This window comes from Bifidobacterium sp. W8114 (assembly GCF_016101165.1).
GTDB lineage: Bacteria > Actinomycetota > Actinomycetes > Actinomycetales > Bifidobacteriaceae > Bombiscardovia > Bombiscardovia asteroides.
The window spans coordinates 33,638-52,243 of sequence record NZ_JACFRA010000008.1 but is presented as its reverse complement, the minus strand read 5'-3'; the positions used below and the strand labels follow the sequence as shown (position 1 = coordinate 52,243).

Below are 18,606 nucleotides of genomic sequence, written 5' to 3'. Positions count from 1 at the left end.
AGGGACACGTCGGTGATGCCGGCCCCGCCCGAACCGTAATGATAGGAGACACCCTCAAGGGACAGAAACTCACCAGCCATACCCAGCCCCAATCCACAGCCCGACGAAACCCCGAGCACCATACGAATCCACAACGCGAAAAGCTACAGCGAACTTTACACTGAGACGCAATACAAGTATTGCTTGCGTGACGGTTAAAAGTCTTCCATAAATTATTGACAAAAAGATGCAATAAGTCAAAAATTATTGTAAAGTATGATTCGTATGCTAAGGGCATACCTAATTTAGGGGAAGGAGGGGAACATGAACAACTCATTGCAAAATCTGCAGGAAGCAGAGACTCCGCACATGGAGACTTTCAGTAACTCACAGTTTAGTCTTATTTGTGCGTGCCAAAACAGCAACTGGAGCATTATCTGCAGTTGATTGATGATGCAGGGCCTCCATACCATGGTGGCCCTGCATTTTATCAGTGCAATGCCATATACAGAAAAGGTATGCAATGGAATTGGTTGATTTTGGAAAGTATTTAAAACAAGACTCGCCTTTTTTTGAAGAACCTTTCAGCGGCAAACAACATTATTTTGAGCCTTCTCTTGTGGTAAAAGAACATCGTGCATCTTTTCATCGCAATGAGGTGTGGACTCAGTGCGAGTTTGGTAAATCAATGCCTGAGCAGGGATGGAAAATTCATGTGGGATCCACGGTTTTGAACTGTGGAGTTGTTCTTAATATTGTAGGCCGTATCTGTTCTCAAAGACAAACAGCGTTCAAATTTCTTAAAAGCAAGGAAGTTTTTCTATCCCAGCATGCTAAGTATGCTAACCGCTGCCAGGCGGGAAAGTTCATAACCATTTATCCTCAAAGCGATGACGACTTTCTTGACCTTTTGCATATCTTGTGTGAACGGTTGCATAATATCCCTTCTCCACCGATTCTCACTGACGTTAATGTCCCTGAGACGCCGGTATTTTTCCGCTACGGCGGATTTCAAGCACTGCAAACGCTTGACAATGAGGGCAAACACGTTCCTGCCATTAGAAACGATAAAGGCGAGCTCATCCCCGATATCAGGTCGACACAGTTTTCAATGCCGGATTTCGTTGTGCCGCCTGCACCTATCGTCCAACTGATAAAAGACTGCATGCACCCTACTGATAACCTTTTATCCGAACTCATAAAGGGCTATGAAGTCGAAAACGCCTTGCATTTCAGCAATGCTGGGGGAATTTATCAATTAAAAAGCAAAGATTCAGGCAGAGCTGCAGTGATGAAAGAGGGAAGGGGGCTGCAGGGCATCGATGGTTCGGGTAGTGATGGAAGGGATCGCATTAACCATGAATATGCGGTTCTTGAAGCTCTTCAAGAAGTCAAAGGTGTTGTAAAACCAATAAAACTATCCCCGGCAGGGGATAACGCTTATTTATTCGAAGAATACATTTCTGGTCAAAGCCTATTCGATTGGCTGGCAAGGCAGTACCCATTTACTGCGACAAACAGTACCGTCGAGTATGAGGAACAGGCAATACGGATAATCGAGGAGTTGCGACGTGTTGTAGATGCCGTGCATAAAGCGGGAATATGCCTTCGTGATATCCAACCTCGGAATATCATGCTTGGTGATGATCTGACTGTCACTCTTATTGATATGGAATCCTCGGTTGAATCTGAGAATCCTGAAAAAATGCCAATCGGGACCCCAGGTTTCATGCCCCATGTGGATTGCACTCCCACAGAGTCCGATTCCTATTCCCTTATGCAGGTGGCAATGCAGCTATTTGTACCGATTGTATCTGCTCAAGGTCTAACAGATGACTATTGGTCTACCGAGTTGGAATTTGTATCACGCAATTTTTCGAAGAATGCAACAGATCTGCTGACTTCTTTGAGGAAGTCAATAAGCCCTTCACTACTTAAGCAAAGCGAAGTGGTCACACCCTCAACCATCGCCTACCCGGTCTATGACCATATCGAGATGTTGCGTTCACGGCTGATAGGCGGTTTACATTCGTCACGCAGGAATGATCACCCCAATTATCATGGGGATGTTGAGCAATATGAAAACGAGCAGGCACAGTTTGATATTGAATACGGACTTGCAGGGGTGATGTTCGCATTAGGACCCTCGGATGAAAACGCCGGCGCTGATTTGGCAACTCTTAAAAAGGCAGCATTGGATTGCGATTTCCAAGATTATGGACTGTATCGTGGCTCTTTGGGGGTTGCTTGCGTTCTTGCAGAACGCGGAGAAACTGACGCGACGGATCAGCTTATTGACCGATTTTTAGAGCATGACCGCTCTCAGGACAACATTTCGCTGCGAAGTGGATTGGCGGGCCAATATTTGGCATTACGCAAGATACGCCAATTTGACCACAGTGATGTGGTCCAAAAGGCATACGACCAGGTGTTAGCTGCTTTGTCCACTTATGACAAGGAACAGTTGCAATCCACAAAGCTGTATGGAATCGCAAATGAAAACGGATCAGGTCTGTTGGACGGATACAGCGGCATCGCAATCGCCCTCCATCTCGCTGCCGCAGACACAAACAATAAAACCTTAGAAACTCAAGCAAGAGATGCTCTGAACCTGGAGTTGGACGACCTCGTGATATCTGAGGATGGAATAGCAATGGTCCCGGATAGAAGTAGGTTACTTCCATATCTGGCTGAGGGCAGTGGTGGTGTCGCATTAGCGATAAAGGTACTTGACCCAAGGCTAACCCAAAAAAGGAATGCGGATTTCCTAAAGAAAATCGTCAAAAGCTGCGGTTCTCGGTTGTGTGTCCAAAGCGGGATTTTCTACGGTTATGCCGGACTATTAGGAATAGACATGCAGTGTGGATTCCAGACTGAAAACACAAAACAAAGATTCGACAATCTCGCGCTATACCTCTTTGACGACAAACATGGCAACCAATTGATTACCGGAAATGGCGGGCAAGCCATGTCGTGTGATTATTCCACAGGTGCCGCCGGCCTATTGGCATTGCTCAATTACCTGACTGGTAATGCAGATACATGGGTATTCGGTTTACCCCCAATTGAGTCCACTATAAAGAACTCAGAGTGATCTGTCTCCACAACGTTGCATTTTCCTAATCGGTTTATGCGGAATATGGGGCTATAGGAACTAAACGCGTTGTTTATGTTGGGGGTTTGGCCTTGTGGCTGTAAGCGTGTTGGGTGGTTGTTAATAGGTCGGGTTGTTAATAGGGGTCTTGCAGGGGTGCCCGTTCCTGTTCGATTGGGGAATGAGAACCAGATCGAAGAGGGCCAGGCATTGCCATCCGTTTGTCTCGGGCTTCTTACCCTGGTTGAGCTAACGGCATGTTTTCTCTGTTTTCACGACGTTTTTTTCGATCTGGAACGTATGCGGCCGAGCAGATGGTGGATCCGCACCACGCCTTATCCCGTCATAGGCATGATCTTCCTGCTGTTCTTCAATCTGTGGAACGAGGATCGCGGCGGAGGGGAAGATTATTCGCTGATCTTCTCTGTGGCTGTTACCGTGCTGGCGGTCGACTATCTGGTGCAGATCATCAATGAACGCATCGTTCCCAGGGAAGGCCCATACAAAGAGACCCATATGGTGGTCTGTAACCGTCCGGTCTATCACCGTCGGTTTCCAAAGCGGGCCCATGTACGGCGGCTGAAGCCGTCGTCGTCGGCCGGCCGGGGGGAGGGTGCATGCTGATCGGCTATGCGAGGGTGAGCACGCTTGAGCAGAACGAGGATCTGCAGACCGATGCGCTGAGGAAGGCGGGTTGCGGGAGGATCTATGTCGATCATTCCTCCGGTGCCAAGGCCAGCCGTCCCCAGTTGGACCGGATGTTGGAGGCGTTGCGCGAGGGCGACACGGTGGTGGTGTGGAAGCTGGACAGGCTGGGGCGCAGCGTGCAGAACCTGGTCGACCTGATGGACAGGTTCCGGAAACAGGGGGTGGGGTTCCGCAGCCTGACCGAGAACATGGACACCAGCACGCCTGGAGGGGTGCTGGTCTTCAACATCTTCTCCGCCTTGGCGCAGTTCGAGCGGGACCTGATCCGGGAACGCACCATGGCCGGCCTGACGGCGGCCAGGGCGCGCGGCAGGAAAGGCGGCCGCCCCTACAAGCTCTCCGACAAGGACGTCGCCATGGTGCGCCAGCTGTACGACTCCAGGACCGTGACCGTCCAGGAGATAGCCGACAGGTTCAACGTCAGCCGAAGCACCATCTACAAGGCCCTGGAACACTCGAAGGACCAGAGCCAGCATCATAACGTACCGTCTGGGTATTATTTCCCTGCAAACCGTCCTGCTTACGACCAGCAAACCATGCTGTTTAATTAGAGGAAAGAGAATAAATAAGAGAGAATAGCGGGTAAATTAGGGTGAATAATAGCTAGAACGAGCAATTCAAGGGATCCCGCATAGAGCAAGTACATAACGTAAAGAGCAAAAGAGACACGGATATTCGACCTTCTCAACACCCCTATTTGAACGTTTAGGGATTCAGCGAGGGAGGTCGTTTTTTCTTCCTTGGATTGTTTCTGCTCCAGTTGCGCAATATCCGGAAGATCCGGGTCCCAATCCCTATAAGAAAACGTTATAAAAAGGCCATTGATCAATACTATGACAACAAACACAACGACTACCGTAAGGACAATGAAGACCTGAAGAGCGAGCCTGGTCCCTCCCGTAAAACCGTTCCAAATGGACTTCGTTAAGAAGGTGGTGAAGCTGGATATAGAGCAGAGCCCCAGCAGGCGCTCGGCAGAATCCATCAGTTTGTCGTGCTTATCCTGGAGTTCGTTGTATCTCAGCTGAGTCTGTTCAAGGGTCCATTGAAGTTGTTGCTTTTGGTCGTCGCTTGTCTGCTGGTCCTGTCCAGGGGCTTGTTGGGATGGTTGCTTTTGGTCGTTGCTTGTCTGTTGGCCTTGTTCAGGGTTTTGTTTAGAAGTTCGCGTTTGATCATTGTTTTTGTGAAAACAGGCCCGTCTTCGACTTGCAGACCTCGATCTTTTCGTTCTTTTCCTCGTCATGGATGCCTCCCCATCATGCTGTCATGAATAACATTATTGGTCGCCTCCTACCCAGAAATCCATAAAATATGTACCACTTCTTCCGCTCAATATGGTATAATTATATTGTAATCAGTTGGACCGAGGATTGGAGTCGATGATGACGGCAGCAGGCAGGACGATAGGGCAGGTGGCCGAGGACCTGGCGGACAGGCATGATCTGGCGCCGGGGTCGGCATTACGCCTGGCCAGGGTCTTCCAGGAGCAGGCGGCCCGGGCCGACGGCGTGGAGGCGGACGAAGCGCATGTGACGGACAGCCAGGAGCGTGCCATCGAACACATGGCGGGCAATCCGGACATTATCGCCCTCGACGCCGACGAGCACGCCATCAACGGCGAGCTCAAGCCCTTGCGCAGAATCCAGGCAGGCAAGGAGGAGATCATCGCCGACGGGGAGCTGAGGGCGACCATGACGCGCGCCGCCGACGACGGCATGAGCGTAGGCCGGCTGGCCGAACTGACCGGCCTGGACCGCAGCGACGTGCTGGCCATGCTGGGGGAGGGGCAGGCACGGTGACCGGCGGATACAATCTGGTCGACCAGCCCTGGATAGGGGTCATCGGCGCTGACGGGACGCATCATGAGTGGGGAATCCTCCAGGTGCTCCATGAGGCCGGCAACATCAGGGGCCTGGACGAGGCCGAGGAAGCCTACCGGGTGCCCGTCCTGCGCCTGCTTATGGCCATCGCCTACCGCATCCTTCCAGGCCCGGAAACCGGCCAGGACCCGGTAAAGCAGTGGCGCGGACTGTATGGCCGGGACGGCTTCGACCCTGACCTGGTGGACGCCTACCTGGACCGGTGGCATGACCGGTTCGACCTGTTCGGCCGGGACCGTCCGTTTATGCAGTATCCGGGGCTGGCCACCAGGAAGGGCCCCCGGCCCCTGGTCCTGGCCGATCCAGTGGCGCGGGGCATCGGGCCGGGGCAGGTCTTCGTTCCGGAGGACGGCGTGGACCCGGCCAGGGCGGCGCTCATGCTCCTGTCGATCCAGGCCTGGGACACGGCCGGCATCAAGCCTGCAGCCGAGGGCTCGCCCAGCGCCAGAAACGGACACGAATACCCGCCCCACGGCCTGCCGGGCCAGGGAATGTGCGGCCTGCTGGACATGGCCTGGCTGGAGGGCCCCGACCTGTACCACACGCTCCTGCTGAACTGGGCGCCCCCATGCCGGCGGAACGGCGACCGGGCAGCCTGGGAGCGTCCCCTGCCCCCGTCGCCGGGACCCGTCCTGGGCCGCAGGCCCGAAGGGCCGGCCGACTGCCTGACCTGGACCGGGCGGCGCGTGCTCCTCGAAGGAGGCCCCGGCGGGGTGGACGGGGCCATCGTCACCTACGGGGACATCATCGACCCGACCACCCTGCACGGCATCGAGCCCATGGCCCGGTGGGCGGCCCGCACACGCAAGGGATCCGCACCAAGGCCTGCCGGCATCCCCTCCGGACCGAAGCCCACCCTGGCCCGCGCCATCACCGGCATCATCCCCTCCAGCGCCGAAAACCCCGACGTGTGCCCGGCCGGCATCGCATGGGATGCGCAGGCCCTGGACACGGCCGGCGCCGACCTGGGGCTCTCCCTGCACACGATGACCGTCTCCTACGGCCGCCAGGCCAGCGGCATCACGGACATTGCAGCCCGCTCGACACCCATCATCCCGGACTGGCTGACCCCGCTGGGCGGCAGAATCCTTGCCCATACGGCCCGCGCCCTGACGGACATGGACGACGCATGGGCCAACTACCGGATCCGCACGATGCGCGCCGCCGGAGGCCGGCCGGAGGGAGGAGGACTGGACCGTCTGAACGCCGTAAGGGCCGCCGCCCGCGACGAGGGGGCCCTGGACATGCGGAACGCCATGAGCCTGCTGCTCCAGGGCCGCACTGACCCGGTGGGCATCCTGGAGTACATGGCCGGGCGCATCAAGAGCCGCCCGGTCCCCGAACAGCCCAGGAATTTCCTGCATCAAGGCGGACAGGACCCGGTCCAGGCCCTGGACGTCCTGCATGGACGGCTGTCCCAGGCCATCCTGGGGCCGGGGCTGTCCCGACTCACGGACGTTGCCCAGGCCATCGAAGCCGGCAACCGGAAGCTGGACGACACGGCCAGGGAAGCCATGAGACACGGCTGGACCCCCGCAAGCCTGGCCCGCGCCTACGGCATGAGCGAGGCCGCCCTCAGACGGCTCCGGGACGGCGCCAAGACTGCCGGCGGGCCCAAAACGGCCGACCCCAGGCCGGCCATGCTCGACGCCAGGGCCTGCATCCAGACCCTGTCCGGGCTGCTGATCAGCCTGTGCCGGGCCGGCGAGCACGAAGGGGCATCCAGGGAGCGTCTCGAATCCGCCTCCGGGCTCAGCCACATGACCCTGCACCGCCGCCTGGCCCGGCCGGCCGAAGGAGCCGGCGACCCCGACGACGCATGGCGGGTCTGGATGCCCGAAAACCAGGGAGCCGAAGGCCTGGCACCGCACGCCGCCGCCCTCGCCGCCTCGGCCATGGCAGCAGGCGAGGGCGAGCCGCGCCTGCCGCGCCTGCTTGGGACATGGGAACACCAGCCCAGGATCCTCCGGGACGGCGCCAGCGGCCTGCGCATCCTTCCCCAGACCGAATGGCGCCTGCAGCCCAGGACGGAAAGCCTGAAACGTGGCCAAGGGCAGCCCCTGCACGGCCGACCGGGCCGCCCCACGCGGCTCGACGCCGATGACGACAAAATGATCGCCAGCCTCTACGGCCAGGGCAAGGCCACCGTCCACGAGCTCGCCGTCCGGTACCACGTATCCGCCGGCACCATCTACGGCAGCCTCAGACGGACCAAGGGCGCCAGAGGCCAGCGATCATGAGCCGCCGAAGAAGCACCCCGAAGCTCACGCCCATCTGGCTGCCCTGGATCAGGGATAAGCTGGCCGACTGGAAGGACGACCTGGGCCGGAGGACAGCCATCGCCGGGGGCCTGCCCCCGGACGACTCATGGCGGATCGGGGAGCCCTTGCGATCCTCGCCCATCTGGTGGGTGAGCCGGGACATGGCGACCCTGGCCGCCGACACCGCCGAGGCCGGCGACCTGCCCGACGTGCAGCCGCCCAGCGACACGGGGTTCATGGTCTTCCAGGACGGCCTGCCCTTCCGGCTGCAGGACTACCCGGACGGCCGATCATGCAGCGTCGACGCCATCTCATGGGCCAGATTCGCCATCGACCAGGGCACCACCCTGGTCACCGAGGTGTTCAGCAGGGAGCCGGCCTTCGTCAGGGAGTGCGATCCGCGCCTGCCCATCGGCTATGTGACCTTCGCCCATGGCGGCAGGCCCGGCATCCTGGAGGACGTGCTCAAAGCCGCCTGGGCGCTCAGCCAGCAGCCCACGATCAGCGAGACCCGCGCCCCCAAGGTCACCCCGCTGGACCGGGTGCCCGCCAGGTACGAGCGGACGGAGATCCCGCAGGTCAGGATGCTGCTCCTGCGGGAGAACCTGCACCGGCCGGGCGAGCCGGCCGAGCCGGGCGAGAAGACCCGCGAGTACACGCACCGGTGGATCGTGCGCGGCTTCTGGCGCGAACAGCCCTATGGCAAGAACCATGCCCTGCGCCGCCGGCAGTGGATCCCCCCATTCGTGAAAGGGCCGGCCGACAAGCCCCTCATCCGCAAGGAGACCGTGCGCATATGGCGGCGCTAGAAGCGTGAAGGCCTGGCGGTCCTGTCGCGGAACGATCCCCGCCCCCCTTGTATTACTACGGTATCGTAGTATAATGGATGATGCAGGGACGGGCGAAAGGAGATCGTCATGGCGGAGATAGCGCTGACGCAGTACGCGGAGCAGCACGGGCGCACACCCGACAGCGCCCGGCAGATGGCCAACCGGGGCGGGTTCCGCACCGCGCGCAAGCTGGGCCGGAACTGGGTGATCGACGAGGACGAGCCCTACCCCGACAGGCGCAAGAGCATGAAGGAGGCCATGACCAAGGTGGCCAGGGACAGCCTGGACGACGAGGACCTGGAGCACGAGCTCAAGATCGCGCAGGCCAAGCAGTACAGCAGGATCGGCGGGTTCGGCGCCAGCTTCGCCCGCAGCCTGGAGCGGGTCCCCCGGGGGCTGTCGGACACGCTCACGCCGGAGCAGCTGGGCTGGATGGTGGACCTGCTGGCCGACGCCTTCCACGACGGCCAGCAGCATCCGGAGGCATAGGCGCTTTGCGGGGAGAAAACCGGACGCGCCTTATATTACTACGATACCGTAGTATAAATGAAGACGTGAGCAGCGCAGCCCCAGGCAGGCTCCGCACAGGCAGGAGGCTTCGGACATGGACGAAATGACCTACAGGCAGATCAGCTGCTACGCCACCCCCAACCCTACCGACGGCAGCCACGTCGACGAAATCGAACAGTCGATACTCGAACACGGGTGGCGGGGCGCGCCCATCCTGGTCGACAGCATCCAGGGCATCTGCATCACCGGCAGCCACCGCATGGCCGCCCTGGCGAGGCTGGCCGGGCAGGGCCGGCACGGCATCGGCGACATGAAGGTCGCCCTGGACGTGCACGGCATCGTGCAGGACTGGTGGGACAAGCAGGACCCCGAGCTGCTGGACTGCGTCGAATTCCCGTACGACAGCCTGGGGAGCGTCTTCGCGGGGACCGAGGTCGAGCAGTACAAGGACGAGATCGCCGAATGGTAGGCCCGGACGGACGAACATCAACACAGGAAGACGAGGGGAAACATCATGTTGGAACAACTGGCATCATTGCACGAAAGCCTGACCGGGCGCGGCCTGATGGCGACGGAAGGCTACGAGTTCGCAAGGATCCAATGGGGGCTGGACCTGGGGCCGGACGGCACGGCCGAAGGCCTGGTCAGACTCGATGCGCCGGACGGCAAGGGCGCGCGCCTGCTGGAGATCCCGGCCCACGGGCTGCGCACCAGCAACGTCAAGCCCATGTATCTGTGCGACAGCGCCCCCTATCTGCTGGGCAGCGGCGGAGCCAGGGCCCGGCGGTGCTTCCAGGCGGCCGCGAAGCTGCACCATGAGCTGCTGGACGGGTCCGAAGACCAGGATGCCGGGCTGGTGCTCGCCTTCTTCGACCAGGGGCCCCAGGGCGCCGGCCTGCAGGAGGCGACCGATCCGGCCGTCTGGCGGTCGGCCATGATCGGCAGCATCGTCCTATGCAGGGGCGGCCAGCCCCTCACCGATTCGCCGGCGTTGCGACGGGCCTGGGACCAGGCCATGGCCGGATCCCAGGAGGAGGGCCCGGACTCCGGCAAGGCGCAGAGCCTCGTATCCGGACGCATCGTCTCCCCGGTCCGGTCCCATCCCAAGATCAAGGGCCTGCCCGGCGGCGAAGGCATGGGGTCCTCCCTGGTGTCCGCCGCCCCGGAATCCTCATGGTCATACGGCAAGCAGCGGGGCCTGGTGTCCCCGGTCGGCGACCAGGAGGCGACAGCCTATGCGGATGCGCTCAACTACATGCTGGCGACGCCGGGATGGCATGCGCCCATCGGCAGGGCCGCCTCGGTGGTCTGCTGGTCCGACGACGCCGACCCCAGGTACCCTGACGCCCTCCTGCATCAGGCCGGCCTTCGGCAGACCCCGCCGCCCGAAGACGCCGACGGCCTGGACGAGAGCATGCCCTGCCATGTGATGGCCCTGAGCTCGGCCAAAGGGCGGGCCATCGTCCTCATGCACGAGGACGCCTCATACGGCCGGATGCGCAGCCGACTGCGCCGGACGGCATCCGACATGACCGGCGACGAGGACGGGCCCGCCCCCGACATGGGGCGCATCCTGGACAGTCTCGGCGATCAGGAGCAGGGCCTGGCCGTGGCCATGCTCCGAACCATGTTCGCCGGCGGCCCCTACCCGGCCGAGCTGCCCCGCCTGGTGGAGGAGGACATCCGCAGGGCCGGCGATGTGAGCGGCACGGATGCCATGCTCCTGCGCGCCTACTACGCCAGGAGGCCCGACAAGGCCTGCCCCCATGGGATCCTCGGGCCGGGCACGCACGAGGACTCCGACTGCCTGGGCTACCGGCTGGGCAGGGTCTACTACATGTACGCGGCGCAGATCCGCCGGCTCAACAGCCCGGGAACGTTCAAACCCCTTCTCAGACAGACGCTATGCAGCACAGCCGCCCGCCCGTCCCACGGCATCCCCGCGCTCGATCGGCGCCTGCGCACAAGCCCCTCCAAGGCCGACCGGAGATGGTACCTGCATCTGGCACGGGCCGTCACCCCGGTGGGCGACCATTACCCGGACCATCTGGACGCCCCGGCCCGGAGCGCCTTCTACCTGGGCTACAAGGCCCAGGCCCTGGCCACCATCGAGGCCGCCGGCCGCCGCCAGAGCAGGGGCAGGAAGCAGGCCCCAGCCGATTGAAAAAACGCCATGCCGCCCGCATACTTCGGGGGAGCCGGACGGCACGGCAAGGCCAGCCTACAGCCTGGAGGCAAGGCGCCAGGGCCCGGCGTGAGAAATGTGGATAACCCGGCATGCAGGCCTTGCCGGGAGCCTGCGTCCGGTCACCAGCGGCGGACCCTGGACTGGAGTCTGGCGTAGATGGCCCGCCGGCTGGCATACCACTCGTTGATCTGCTCGGCCTGCTCGCGGGTGACCCAGGCCAGATGCCCCATGGACCGGCCTATGTCGATCAGGTGCTCCTGCCGACCCCGTTCGATCAGGGCATGCAGGTAGCGGCCCCTGGGGGAGTCCTCGTCGATCAGGGTCATCCGCTGGCCCGCCAGCAGCTGTCCTATGACGCTGTCGGCCACCTGCTCGGCCCTGGCCCTGTCCTCCGGAGACACTTCCTCGCCTGCCATGGCCCTCATGGTAAAGACACATAGGGGTGTACGCCCATGGAAAAAGGCCGGGCATGAGAGCGGGGCTCCCGCCCCGTACCCCGGCGACCTGGATCAGGTCGATCATCGGCTGCCGCGCATCCCATGGGACGCAAAAGGCGCGCCCCATAGGACGCTTGCCAAACAACGGATCTGGCAGCTTTTGGCGTGCATAAGGGGGAGCCTGCCGGAACCAGGCGGAAAGGCAGGGCCGGGCGTGCGCGAGGACGGCCTGCCGGAGCCCCGGAAGGGCATATCAGGGTTTTCAGTCAAAGAATCCGAAGCCGAGGCGAATCATCGAGGAGTGGTCCGCCACAGCAGGGCTGCGGCTGGAAGATCCAATGAATACCCAGAGGAAAAAGAGTGTGGCCCTTGATTGTAGGTCGTCAGTGTGGTACTATTTAGATGTTGGCCGAGCCAGGTGAAAGGAGTGCCGATGGAGGAGTCGAGATGTTCAAGGTAACTGGAAGCGCCGGCAAACATGGCGTGAGCGACGAGGAAATCGTCTATGCCGTCCTGCATTATGCAGGAAAAGAGGAAATCAGGGATCGCAATGGATTGGATGCTGTGGTGTTCGTGGGGCCCAGGCACTTGGGGGCGCTCGAAGAGGACTATATCGAGGTCGTAGTCAAGAATGCCGGACGCGGTGAATTCGTCGCCTTCCACGCCATGACTGTAACCGACCACTGGCGTTATCTGATCGGCTGACGCCTGTCCGGCCAACAAACAGCCAAACAAGACCAATAATTAAAAAATAAATAATTAAGCGAAACACATGACTCAAAGAAACATATAACTCAAAGAAAGACAAGAAACAAAGACATATAGTGCAGGAAACCGGGGCAGGGAATATGGACACACATGAATACGAACCCAAGACGGAAGAGGAACGCCGGCAGATGGACGAGCTGGCCGCCAAGATTGAACACGGGGAGCGTCTGGACGTCGTACCAGGCTCCGTACGACGCAAGGATCCGAACCGCGAGGTGAATGAGGACGAATTCTTCCGCGAACTCCAGGAGGAATTCGACCAGATGCGCCTGCGCCGGGCCGAAGCCACCCAGGTGGCACGGAAGACCTGGAAGATCCGGGTGCCCGAGGATCTGGACGACACGGCCAGCCAGCTGGCCAAGCAGGAGGGCACAAACAAGTCCGCCATCATCCGCAAAGCCGTCGCCTGGTATGCTCAGGGCACGGGCAGGCAGCCGGCAGCCGTCTGACGGCCGCCGCCGAAGGACGCAAGGGCGCCCCAGGAATCCACGAAGAGTGGAACTCCCGGGGCGCCCTTTTTCATGCGTCGGGAAGAGGCTGCGCATAGGTGATCCCGCAGGGCATGCCCAGGACGGCCAGCCGGTCCTGGGCCATCCTGGTGGACAGATTCTCCACCTCCATGCACCCGTCACGTCCGGAGCGCAGATAGTCCGCCCGGTTGCGCCAGTAGGGGAGCAGGAGCACGGCCGGTCTGCGGCCCTCCTCCTCGGCCGCCTTCGCGGCCTCGCTGGCGATGCCGACCAGCCTGGCGGCCATCTCATCGGCCTTGCGCCACATGCCCTCCAACAGATCCCAGGCCTTCCGGGAGGGGAGGGCGAACTCGTTCGGGTCCTCCCAGGTGAGGACCGTCAGCTTGGTCACCCCCACCTGGCTGGCCACCCACTGCTGGCTGACCCCGAGCTTGTCCCTGAGCATCCTGAAATCGGCGCCTGTGCGGCTCTCCATCGGCTTTCTTGCAGTCACAATCCCTCCTTGACTATATCAGTGGTATGTCCATGACTATATCACTGATATGTTCATGACTATACCATTGGTATGTCCATGTCCGGAAGGATCCGCTGCCGGCGGATCGGAGGCGCCGGGAGACGGACGCCGGCCCATGGCCGGCCGGCTGGATGCCTGGCGGCCGTGTCCGCCCGGACACAGCCGCGACCAGCTCGCCTGACCCCATCATCCTGCCACCGCTCGGGCTGCGCGCCATCCGGGGCGTCCCGGTCACCGCCGGGCCTGCGGGCCGCATGGCCGAACAGCATGCCATGCCCCCTCCGGCCTGCCGGGTCCCGATCCGCACGCGGAACGGCGCTCCGCCCTCCCGGCGGCCTGATGCCGGTGTCAGGCGGGAGAGGCCCGCCGGACAGACAAGGAGCCAACATCATGAGCACCGCAACCGCTACCCCAGCCGCGACCAAGGCCGAAGGGGCCACCATGCCCGCGGAAGGCCAGCCCATCCTCCTGCAGGTCAAGGCCGCCAACCTCGACCCCAACCCTGACAACCCCAGGCGCGACCTCGGAGACCTGACAGAGCTGTCGGCCTCCATAGCCTCCCAGGGCGTGCAACAGCCTTTGGTGGTGACCCCGGCCGACAAGCAGGGCCGCCACACGATAATCATGGGCCACCGGCGCTACGCCGCCGCCATCAAGGCAGGATTGGACACCCTGCCCTGCATCGTGCGCAAGGCAGGACAACAGGAGCAGGCCGAGCTCATGCTGGTGGAGAACATCCAGCGCGCAGGCCTGACACCCATCGAGGAGGCCAAGGGGTACGCCCGCCTGCTCGACCTGGGGGAGAACGAGGACCAGATGGCCAAGGCCACCGGCCGGAGCCGCACCACCGTGCGCAGGCGGCTCAAGGCGGCCAGCCTCGACCCCAGCATCCTGCCCGACCGGCAGGTCAGCTTCGAACAGCTCGACCGCATAGCCGAATTCGACGGGCGGCCCGACCTGCAGAAACAGCTCATGACGGCCGCCGGCACCAACAACTGGTCGGCCCAGTTGGCCAAGTGCAAGAAGAGCGTAAAGGACGAGCAGTGGCTGGAGAAGGCCCGCGCCACCGTCGCATCCCTAGGACTGGACACCATCGACGACATGGACGACATCTACGACCACCCGGAGGGATACCACCGAGTCATAACCATCCGTTCCGGCATCAACATCGCCCACGTCCTGGCCGGCATGGAGTTGGCCGAACGCCAGAGCCTGACCACCGCCGACATCATCACCGACGCGGCCGAATGGGGGCGCGGCCTGGCCCTCCTGCACAGGTACACCCAGGCCGAGCTCGACGAACAGGAGCAGGAGCGGGAGCGGACAGGCATGCAGGAAGCCCTCCGGCAGGCCCAGCAGGAGGAGGCCGAGCGGGCCGAATGGGAACGGCAGGCCAAGCTCTATGCCTTCGTGGAAATGACGGAGAAGCTGGTGCTCGACCACATCGAGCACATCACCAAGCGCGCCGCCCCCCTGAAGAATTCCGCCGCCGTCCTGGCCGGCGCGCTCATGCACGACCGGGCCTGCAAAGCCGACCTCACAAGCGTGAAGCCCGGACCCGCCTACGAGGATGTCTGGGGGGCCGGCACCGACGTGCTCAGCCCCGACGACAAGCACTGCCAACAGACCGCCATCTGGCTGCTCCTAAGCGCCGGCCAGCTCGCCCAGAAGCCCTCCGACTGGGCCGACCCCGACCATGGCCTGCCCCTGCTCCGGCAGTACTACGGCATCCTCGCCCAGACCGGCTACAAGCCCAGCGACGACGAGAAAGCCGCCCTGAAGGGCGCCTACCTGCCCAATGACGAGCAGGACGAGCCTGACGAAGAGGAGCAGGACTAAAAACCCTGCGCGCCCCCGGCACGGCTCCAGCCGGGGGCGCCCACTCCGCCAAGAGGAGCCTGCCCCTGCCGGCCAGGGGCCGGCAGGCCCGGGACCGGCCCCAGGCGACGGCTCCCGGCCCCCTGTTGATGGGGGCCACTCGCCGCCGCCCCGCCCGCAGAGGATCGGGCGGAGCACGGGAGACGGACGCCGGCCATGGGCCGGCCGGCTGGTTCCCGTCGCCCTGCGCCCGTCCCGGGCTCAGGGCTTGTCGACGTCTCCCGCCTGACCACCTCCAGCATGGCATGGGTCGCTCCGGTCACGGCCCCCGGGCGTCCCGATCCTCGCCGGGCCTGCGGCCCGCATGGCCGAACAGCATGCCATGCGGGCCTCCGGCCTGGCGAGTCCCGGTCCACACGGGGGGCCGCGCCCTCCGCTCAGCCCGTGCCTGGTGGAGGTTGTCAGGCGGGAGGAGCCCGCCACACACAGCAAGGAGCAGACATGACCAACACCGACACCAACCCAAGCCTGGCCGACGACCTCAAGGCCCTCGCCGCATGGCGGCACGCCCTCGACACCAGCGAGCCCCTGACCGCCGGCCAGGCGAAGCAAATCAGCCTCACCATCCAGACCAACCTGACCCAGCGCGACATGCTCGTCGACCTCGTCATCGACCCCGGCCTGCCCGAAGAGGACATCAACGCCTACCTGGCCAACCCCGACCCCGCATCCCCCCTAGGCATGCGGCTCGGCGACAGCTTCAGCAGGCCGCCACAGCCCGTCCCCTCAGACCGGATAGACCATGCCGCCAGCCAGCTCGACCGCATCGCCGCCGCCCGGCCGGCCCAGCAGGCCCAGCCCCACGCCATCCAGGCCGCCCTCTACTGGCTGGCTGAACGCTACGCGCAAGCCCAGGAAAAGGCCCTGACCGCCCTGGACGACGACCCCAGCAACAGACTCGCCGACCTCGTCCGCGAGCTTGTCGCTTTCGGCGCCCCCTCCCCGTGGAGCAGAATCCGCTAGCCAGCCCTGCCCTGCCAGTCCGGCGCGCGCCCAGCCCCCGGACCCGGCCGGGCAGGAGGGCGCGAAAGCCGACTGCTCCCGGCCCCCGCAGGGGGCCACTCACAGCCGGCCCGGGGCCGGAGCGTCCCGGGCCACGCCGGGCTACGCCCTTGCGGCCCGACAAGCATGCCACAAGGGCTGCGCCTGCCGCGTCCCGATCCGCACACGGACCCCGGGGAACAGCCCGAGCCGAGCACACGCCACGCACCGCACAAGGCCGGACCGCCCCCCACATGCGCCGAGTCCGAAGCATGTCATCGAGGAGGGGGAGAAGCGACCGGGCCGACTCCGGCAGGCCGCCCAAGCCCGCGCCCCGCCCCCGGAAAAACGTTGGAATTCAGCCGATTCCGACTTGACTATTACCACAGCTGTGGTAATATTGTGAGTGTGGTCAGGGGAAGGGTTCCCCGCCGGGCGGCCAAGGCCCGGAACACGAAAACAGAGGTACACAAAATGGCAACGACCATCAGCGGCTTGATCAGCTTCAGCGGCTTCCTCAACGACGTCAGATACAGCGAGCCCGCCGGCGACCGGAAGGCCAGGCTGTCCATCAGGGTCTACGACCGGCACAGCTGGAAGGACGCCCAGGGCAACCGCCGGCAGTCCGAGAACTACGACAGCATCACCGTCGTCTACTGGGGGCGCACCGCCCAGGCCATCCACCAGCTCATCGCCAGCCAGAAGCTCGTTGAAAAGGATCCCGTAGTCGGCACCGGCTACCTCGACGACGAACCCGACGCCTGGATAGGCCGGGACGACCAGCAGCCCCACGCCCGCATCCGGGTGGACGGCCGAAGCCTGTGCCCCGACCCGCTCAGGCAGAGCTTCATCGCCCAGGCCCGTGAACGCAAGCAGAGCCCGGCGACCCAGCAGGCCCCCGCCGACAGCCAGCAGCAGGCGGGCAATGAATACTGGCCCACGGCGACCCGTCCAGGCGCCCAGGCCCCCGCCCAGCGGCAGCGGCCGGCAGCCACCGGCCCCGCCGGAGCCCAGCCCGACTGGATGCGATGAACGAAAAAGGCCGCGCGTGCCAGCGCGCGGCCACCGTCGGGGCATTCGGAAAGGCCACCCAGCCGCATCCAACGGAGCCGACATGACCATCGTACTGCGCCAGGCAGGCGCGGGGCGTGCCAGCGCCCTCCACACCACATACGGCCACCCAGCCGACAAGACAAAGGAGCTTGACATGAACAAGAAAACAACCGCACGCAGAATCGTCCGTAGCGCCCCCAACGGGGCCGGCCCGCACGCCGACCTGCTCAGCAGGCCGGCCCCCCGGGCACTCTTCGCCGACAGAGTGGAAAGCATCGCCGTCATCGGGCTGTGCGCCCTCCTGTGCCGCATCTCCTACCAGATCTGAAAGGACCAGGGACCCCATGCACACCATCACCGTGGAAATCAGCAAATCCGACGACCGCCTCGACTCACTGGGCTGGGAGCAGGTCAGCGCCCGCCGGCGGCGCACCGTGATCGATGAGGACGACCATGCGCAGATGCGCGCCCTGCGCGCCCTCTGCCAGCAGATGGACCAGCGCGTGGCCGACGATCCGGCCCGCATCGGCCGCACCGTCAACCGCTGCGGGGTCATCTACGAGTTCGGCGCCTACCACGCCACCGACATCGCCCGCATCATGAGCCAGGCCGGCGTGAACGGGTGGACGGCGGACGCCATCCCCGACGTGCCCGGGGCCCTGATCCGCATGAGCCTCGCCTGAGCGCGGGGCGACAAAAAGGGCCGGGCGGTAGCACGCCCGACCCTCAGCATTAGAGCCACCCACCATCATAGATGCCCCGCCCGGAAAGGCAACTACCACAGTCGTGGTAATCTGGGACTGGCGCGACAGACAAGGAGATTCGCAATGGGCACCCAGCATGACAGGACCGAGGGCAGCGAGCTGGCGCGCAGGCGCGTTGCGCTCGGCCTCACCCAGAAGCAGCTGGCCGAGCGCGCCGGAGTCCGGTACCAGGCCATCAGCAATTTCGAGACGGGCTGGCGGTCAATCCTCTCCTGCAGCGTGTCCACGGCCCTCAAGCTGGCCAGGGCGCTGGACTGCACCATCGAGGACCTGCTCTGAGCCCCTCGCCGG

General features: G+C 62.9%; 20 protein-coding genes. 17 read left to right on the top strand and 3 right to left on the bottom strand.

The window, feature by feature from the left end:
- Nucleotides 1-502: 502 nt before the first annotated feature.
- The 3 genes from lanKC to H3T89_RS08535 all read left to right on the top strand — a co-directional run bounded on the left by lanKC (nucleotide 503) and on the right by H3T89_RS08535 (nucleotide 4,332).
- A complete protein-coding gene (lanKC, locus tag H3T89_RS08545) occupies nucleotides 503-3,073 on the top strand; it encodes a class III lanthionine synthetase LanKC (protein WP_198216855.1) in 2,571 nt (856 codons plus the stop codon).
- A 300-nt stretch (nucleotides 3,074-3,373) separates the two neighbouring features.
- Entirely contained in the window at nucleotides 3,374-3,697 is a 324-nt protein-coding gene (locus tag H3T89_RS08540; protein WP_198216854.1) for a hypothetical protein, read from the top strand.
- Complete coding sequence (locus tag H3T89_RS08535) at nucleotides 3,691-4,332, top strand: recombinase family protein (protein ID WP_198216853.1); 642 nt, start codon at nucleotides 3,691-3,693, stop codon at nucleotides 4,330-4,332. Before H3T89_RS08540 ends, H3T89_RS08535 begins: the two co-directional genes overlap by 7 nt.
- Here the strand turns inward: H3T89_RS08535 and H3T89_RS08530 are convergent.
- Nucleotides 4,329-5,024: a hypothetical protein gene (locus H3T89_RS08530; protein WP_198216852.1), complete on the bottom strand. Its 696-nt coding sequence runs from the start codon at nucleotides 5,022-5,024 to the stop codon at nucleotides 4,329-4,331. The genes H3T89_RS08535 and H3T89_RS08530 overlap by 4 nt on opposite strands.
- Before the next feature lie 136 nt (nucleotides 5,025-5,160).
- Between H3T89_RS08530 and H3T89_RS08525 the strand changes: the two genes are divergently transcribed.
- The 6 genes from H3T89_RS08525 to H3T89_RS08500 all read left to right on the top strand — a co-directional run bounded on the left by H3T89_RS08525 (nucleotide 5,161) and on the right by H3T89_RS08500 (nucleotide 11,426).
- Complete coding sequence (locus tag H3T89_RS08525; protein WP_198216851.1) at nucleotides 5,161-5,580, top strand: hypothetical protein; 420 nt, start codon at nucleotides 5,161-5,163, stop codon at nucleotides 5,578-5,580.
- On the top strand, nucleotides 5,577-7,901 hold the full coding sequence (locus H3T89_RS08520; RefSeq protein ID WP_198216850.1) for a type I-E CRISPR-associated protein Cse1/CasA: 2,325 nt from the start codon (nucleotides 5,577-5,579) through the stop codon (nucleotides 7,899-7,901). Before H3T89_RS08525 ends, H3T89_RS08520 begins: the two co-directional genes overlap by 4 nt.
- Nucleotides 7,898-8,731, top strand: a complete 834-nt coding sequence (locus tag H3T89_RS08515; RefSeq protein ID WP_198216849.1) for a hypothetical protein — start codon at nucleotides 7,898-7,900, stop codon at nucleotides 8,729-8,731. The genes H3T89_RS08520 and H3T89_RS08515 overlap by 4 nt, the downstream gene beginning before the upstream one ends.
- 108 nt (nucleotides 8,732-8,839) lie before the next feature.
- Nucleotides 8,840-9,241, top strand: a complete 402-nt coding sequence (locus H3T89_RS08510; RefSeq protein WP_198216848.1) for a hypothetical protein — start codon at nucleotides 8,840-8,842, stop codon at nucleotides 9,239-9,241.
- Nucleotides 9,242-9,356: 115 nt separating this feature from the next.
- Complete coding sequence (locus H3T89_RS08505; protein ID WP_198216847.1) at nucleotides 9,357-9,731, top strand: ParB N-terminal domain-containing protein; 375 nt, start codon at nucleotides 9,357-9,359, stop codon at nucleotides 9,729-9,731.
- A 45-nt stretch (nucleotides 9,732-9,776) separates the two neighbouring features.
- Nucleotides 9,777-11,426, top strand: coding sequence for a type I-C CRISPR-associated protein Cas8c/Csd1 (locus H3T89_RS08500; RefSeq protein WP_198216846.1), 1,650 nt, complete (start codon nucleotides 9,777-9,779; stop codon nucleotides 11,424-11,426).
- 143 nt (nucleotides 11,427-11,569) lie between these two features.
- Here H3T89_RS08500 and H3T89_RS08495 read toward each other — a convergent pair whose 3' ends face one another.
- Nucleotides 11,570-11,866: a hypothetical protein gene (locus H3T89_RS08495; RefSeq protein ID WP_198216845.1), complete on the bottom strand. Its 297-nt coding sequence runs from the start codon at nucleotides 11,864-11,866 to the stop codon at nucleotides 11,570-11,572.
- A gap of 468 nt (nucleotides 11,867-12,334) precedes the next feature.
- Here H3T89_RS08495 and H3T89_RS08490 point away from each other — a divergent pair, with 468 nt between their 5' ends.
- On the top strand, nucleotides 12,335-12,592 hold the full coding sequence (locus tag H3T89_RS08490; RefSeq protein ID WP_198216844.1) for a hypothetical protein: 258 nt from the start codon (nucleotides 12,335-12,337) through the stop codon (nucleotides 12,590-12,592).
- A gap of 143 nt (nucleotides 12,593-12,735) precedes the next feature.
- Nucleotides 12,736-13,104 carry a ribbon-helix-helix protein, CopG family gene (locus tag H3T89_RS08485; RefSeq protein WP_198216843.1) on the top strand — a complete coding sequence of 123 codons (369 nt, stop codon included), beginning with the start codon at nucleotides 12,736-12,738 and terminating at the stop codon, nucleotides 13,102-13,104.
- Nucleotides 13,105-13,174: 70 nt separating this feature from the next.
- Here the strand turns inward: H3T89_RS08485 and H3T89_RS08480 are convergent, their stop codons facing one another.
- Nucleotides 13,175-13,618 carry a hypothetical protein gene (locus H3T89_RS08480; RefSeq protein WP_198216842.1) on the bottom strand — a complete coding sequence of 148 codons (444 nt, stop codon included), beginning with the start codon at nucleotides 13,616-13,618 and terminating at the stop codon, nucleotides 13,175-13,177.
- A 411-nt stretch (nucleotides 13,619-14,029) separates the two neighbouring features.
- Between H3T89_RS08480 and H3T89_RS08475 the strand changes: the two genes are divergently transcribed.
- From H3T89_RS08475 to H3T89_RS08450, 6 genes are all read left to right on the top strand, one after another.
- Entirely contained in the window at nucleotides 14,030-15,478 is a 1,449-nt protein-coding gene (locus H3T89_RS08475; protein ID WP_198216841.1) for a ParB/RepB/Spo0J family partition protein, read from the top strand.
- A gap of 195 nt (nucleotides 15,479-15,673) precedes the next feature.
- On the top strand, nucleotides 15,674-16,480 hold the full coding sequence (locus tag H3T89_RS08470; RefSeq protein ID WP_198216840.1) for a hypothetical protein: 807 nt from the start codon (nucleotides 15,674-15,676) through the stop codon (nucleotides 16,478-16,480).
- Nucleotides 16,481-16,972: 492 nt separating this feature from the next.
- Complete coding sequence (locus tag H3T89_RS08465; protein WP_198216839.1) at nucleotides 16,973-17,530, top strand: hypothetical protein; 558 nt, start codon at nucleotides 16,973-16,975, stop codon at nucleotides 17,528-17,530.
- Between the two features lie 82 nt (nucleotides 17,531-17,612).
- The gene (locus tag H3T89_RS08460) at nucleotides 17,613-17,879 is read left to right on the top strand and encodes a hypothetical protein (RefSeq protein ID WP_198216838.1); all 267 of its coding nucleotides are present in this window, start codon (nucleotides 17,613-17,615) and stop codon (nucleotides 17,877-17,879) included.
- A gap of 16 nt (nucleotides 17,880-17,895) precedes the next feature.
- Nucleotides 17,896-18,234: a hypothetical protein gene (locus H3T89_RS08455; protein WP_198216837.1), complete on the top strand. Its 339-nt coding sequence runs from the start codon at nucleotides 17,896-17,898 to the stop codon at nucleotides 18,232-18,234.
- 144 nt (nucleotides 18,235-18,378) lie between these two features.
- Complete coding sequence (locus H3T89_RS08450; protein ID WP_198216836.1) at nucleotides 18,379-18,594, top strand: helix-turn-helix transcriptional regulator; 216 nt, start codon at nucleotides 18,379-18,381, stop codon at nucleotides 18,592-18,594.
- Nucleotides 18,595-18,606 lie beyond the last annotated feature (12 nt).

What these genes read in the sequence shown, in the direction of transcription:
- H3T89_RS08495 (WP_198216845.1), bottom strand. Translation starts at nt 11,866, where the DNA reads ATGGCAGGCGAGGAAGTGTCTCCGGAGGACAGGGCCAGGGCCGAGCAG.
- H3T89_RS08490 (WP_198216844.1), top strand. Translation starts at nt 12,335, where the DNA reads ATGTTCAAGGTAACTGGAAGCGCCGGCAAACATGGCGTGAGCGACGAG.
- H3T89_RS08515 (WP_198216849.1), top strand. Translation starts at nt 7,898, where the DNA reads ATGAGCCGCCGAAGAAGCACCCCGAAGCTCACGCCCATCTGGCTGCCC.
- H3T89_RS08505 (WP_198216847.1), top strand. Translation starts at nt 9,357, where the DNA reads ATGGACGAAATGACCTACAGGCAGATCAGCTGCTACGCCACCCCCAAC.
- H3T89_RS08450 (WP_198216836.1), top strand. Translation starts at nt 18,379, where the DNA reads ATGGGCACCCAGCATGACAGGACCGAGGGCAGCGAGCTGGCGCGCAGG.
- H3T89_RS08485 (WP_198216843.1), top strand. Translation starts at nt 12,736, where the DNA reads ATGGACACACATGAATACGAACCCAAGACGGAAGAGGAACGCCGGCAG.
- H3T89_RS08500 (WP_198216846.1), top strand. Translation starts at nt 9,777, where the DNA reads ATGTTGGAACAACTGGCATCATTGCACGAAAGCCTGACCGGGCGCGGC.
- H3T89_RS08470 (WP_198216840.1), top strand. Translation starts at nt 15,674, where the DNA reads ATGGGCCGGCCGGCTGGTTCCCGTCGCCCTGCGCCCGTCCCGGGCTCA.
- lanKC (WP_198216855.1), top strand. Translation starts at nt 503, where the DNA reads ATGGAATTGGTTGATTTTGGAAAGTATTTAAAACAAGACTCGCCTTTT.
- H3T89_RS08535 (WP_198216853.1), top strand. Translation starts at nt 3,691, where the DNA reads ATGCTGATCGGCTATGCGAGGGTGAGCACGCTTGAGCAGAACGAGGAT.
- H3T89_RS08455 (WP_198216837.1), top strand. Translation starts at nt 17,896, where the DNA reads ATGCACACCATCACCGTGGAAATCAGCAAATCCGACGACCGCCTCGAC.
- H3T89_RS08465 (WP_198216839.1), top strand. Translation starts at nt 16,973, where the DNA reads ATGGCAACGACCATCAGCGGCTTGATCAGCTTCAGCGGCTTCCTCAAC.
- H3T89_RS08460 (WP_198216838.1), top strand. Translation starts at nt 17,613, where the DNA reads ATGACCATCGTACTGCGCCAGGCAGGCGCGGGGCGTGCCAGCGCCCTC.
- H3T89_RS08540 (WP_198216854.1), top strand. Translation starts at nt 3,374, where the DNA reads ATGCGGCCGAGCAGATGGTGGATCCGCACCACGCCTTATCCCGTCATA.
- H3T89_RS08530 (WP_198216852.1), bottom strand. Translation starts at nt 5,024, where the DNA reads ATGACGAGGAAAAGAACGAAAAGATCGAGGTCTGCAAGTCGAAGACGG.
- H3T89_RS08510 (WP_198216848.1), top strand. Translation starts at nt 8,840, where the DNA reads ATGGCGGAGATAGCGCTGACGCAGTACGCGGAGCAGCACGGGCGCACA.
- H3T89_RS08525 (WP_198216851.1), top strand. Translation starts at nt 5,161, where the DNA reads ATGATGACGGCAGCAGGCAGGACGATAGGGCAGGTGGCCGAGGACCTG.
- H3T89_RS08475 (WP_198216841.1), top strand. Translation starts at nt 14,030, where the DNA reads ATGAGCACCGCAACCGCTACCCCAGCCGCGACCAAGGCCGAAGGGGCC.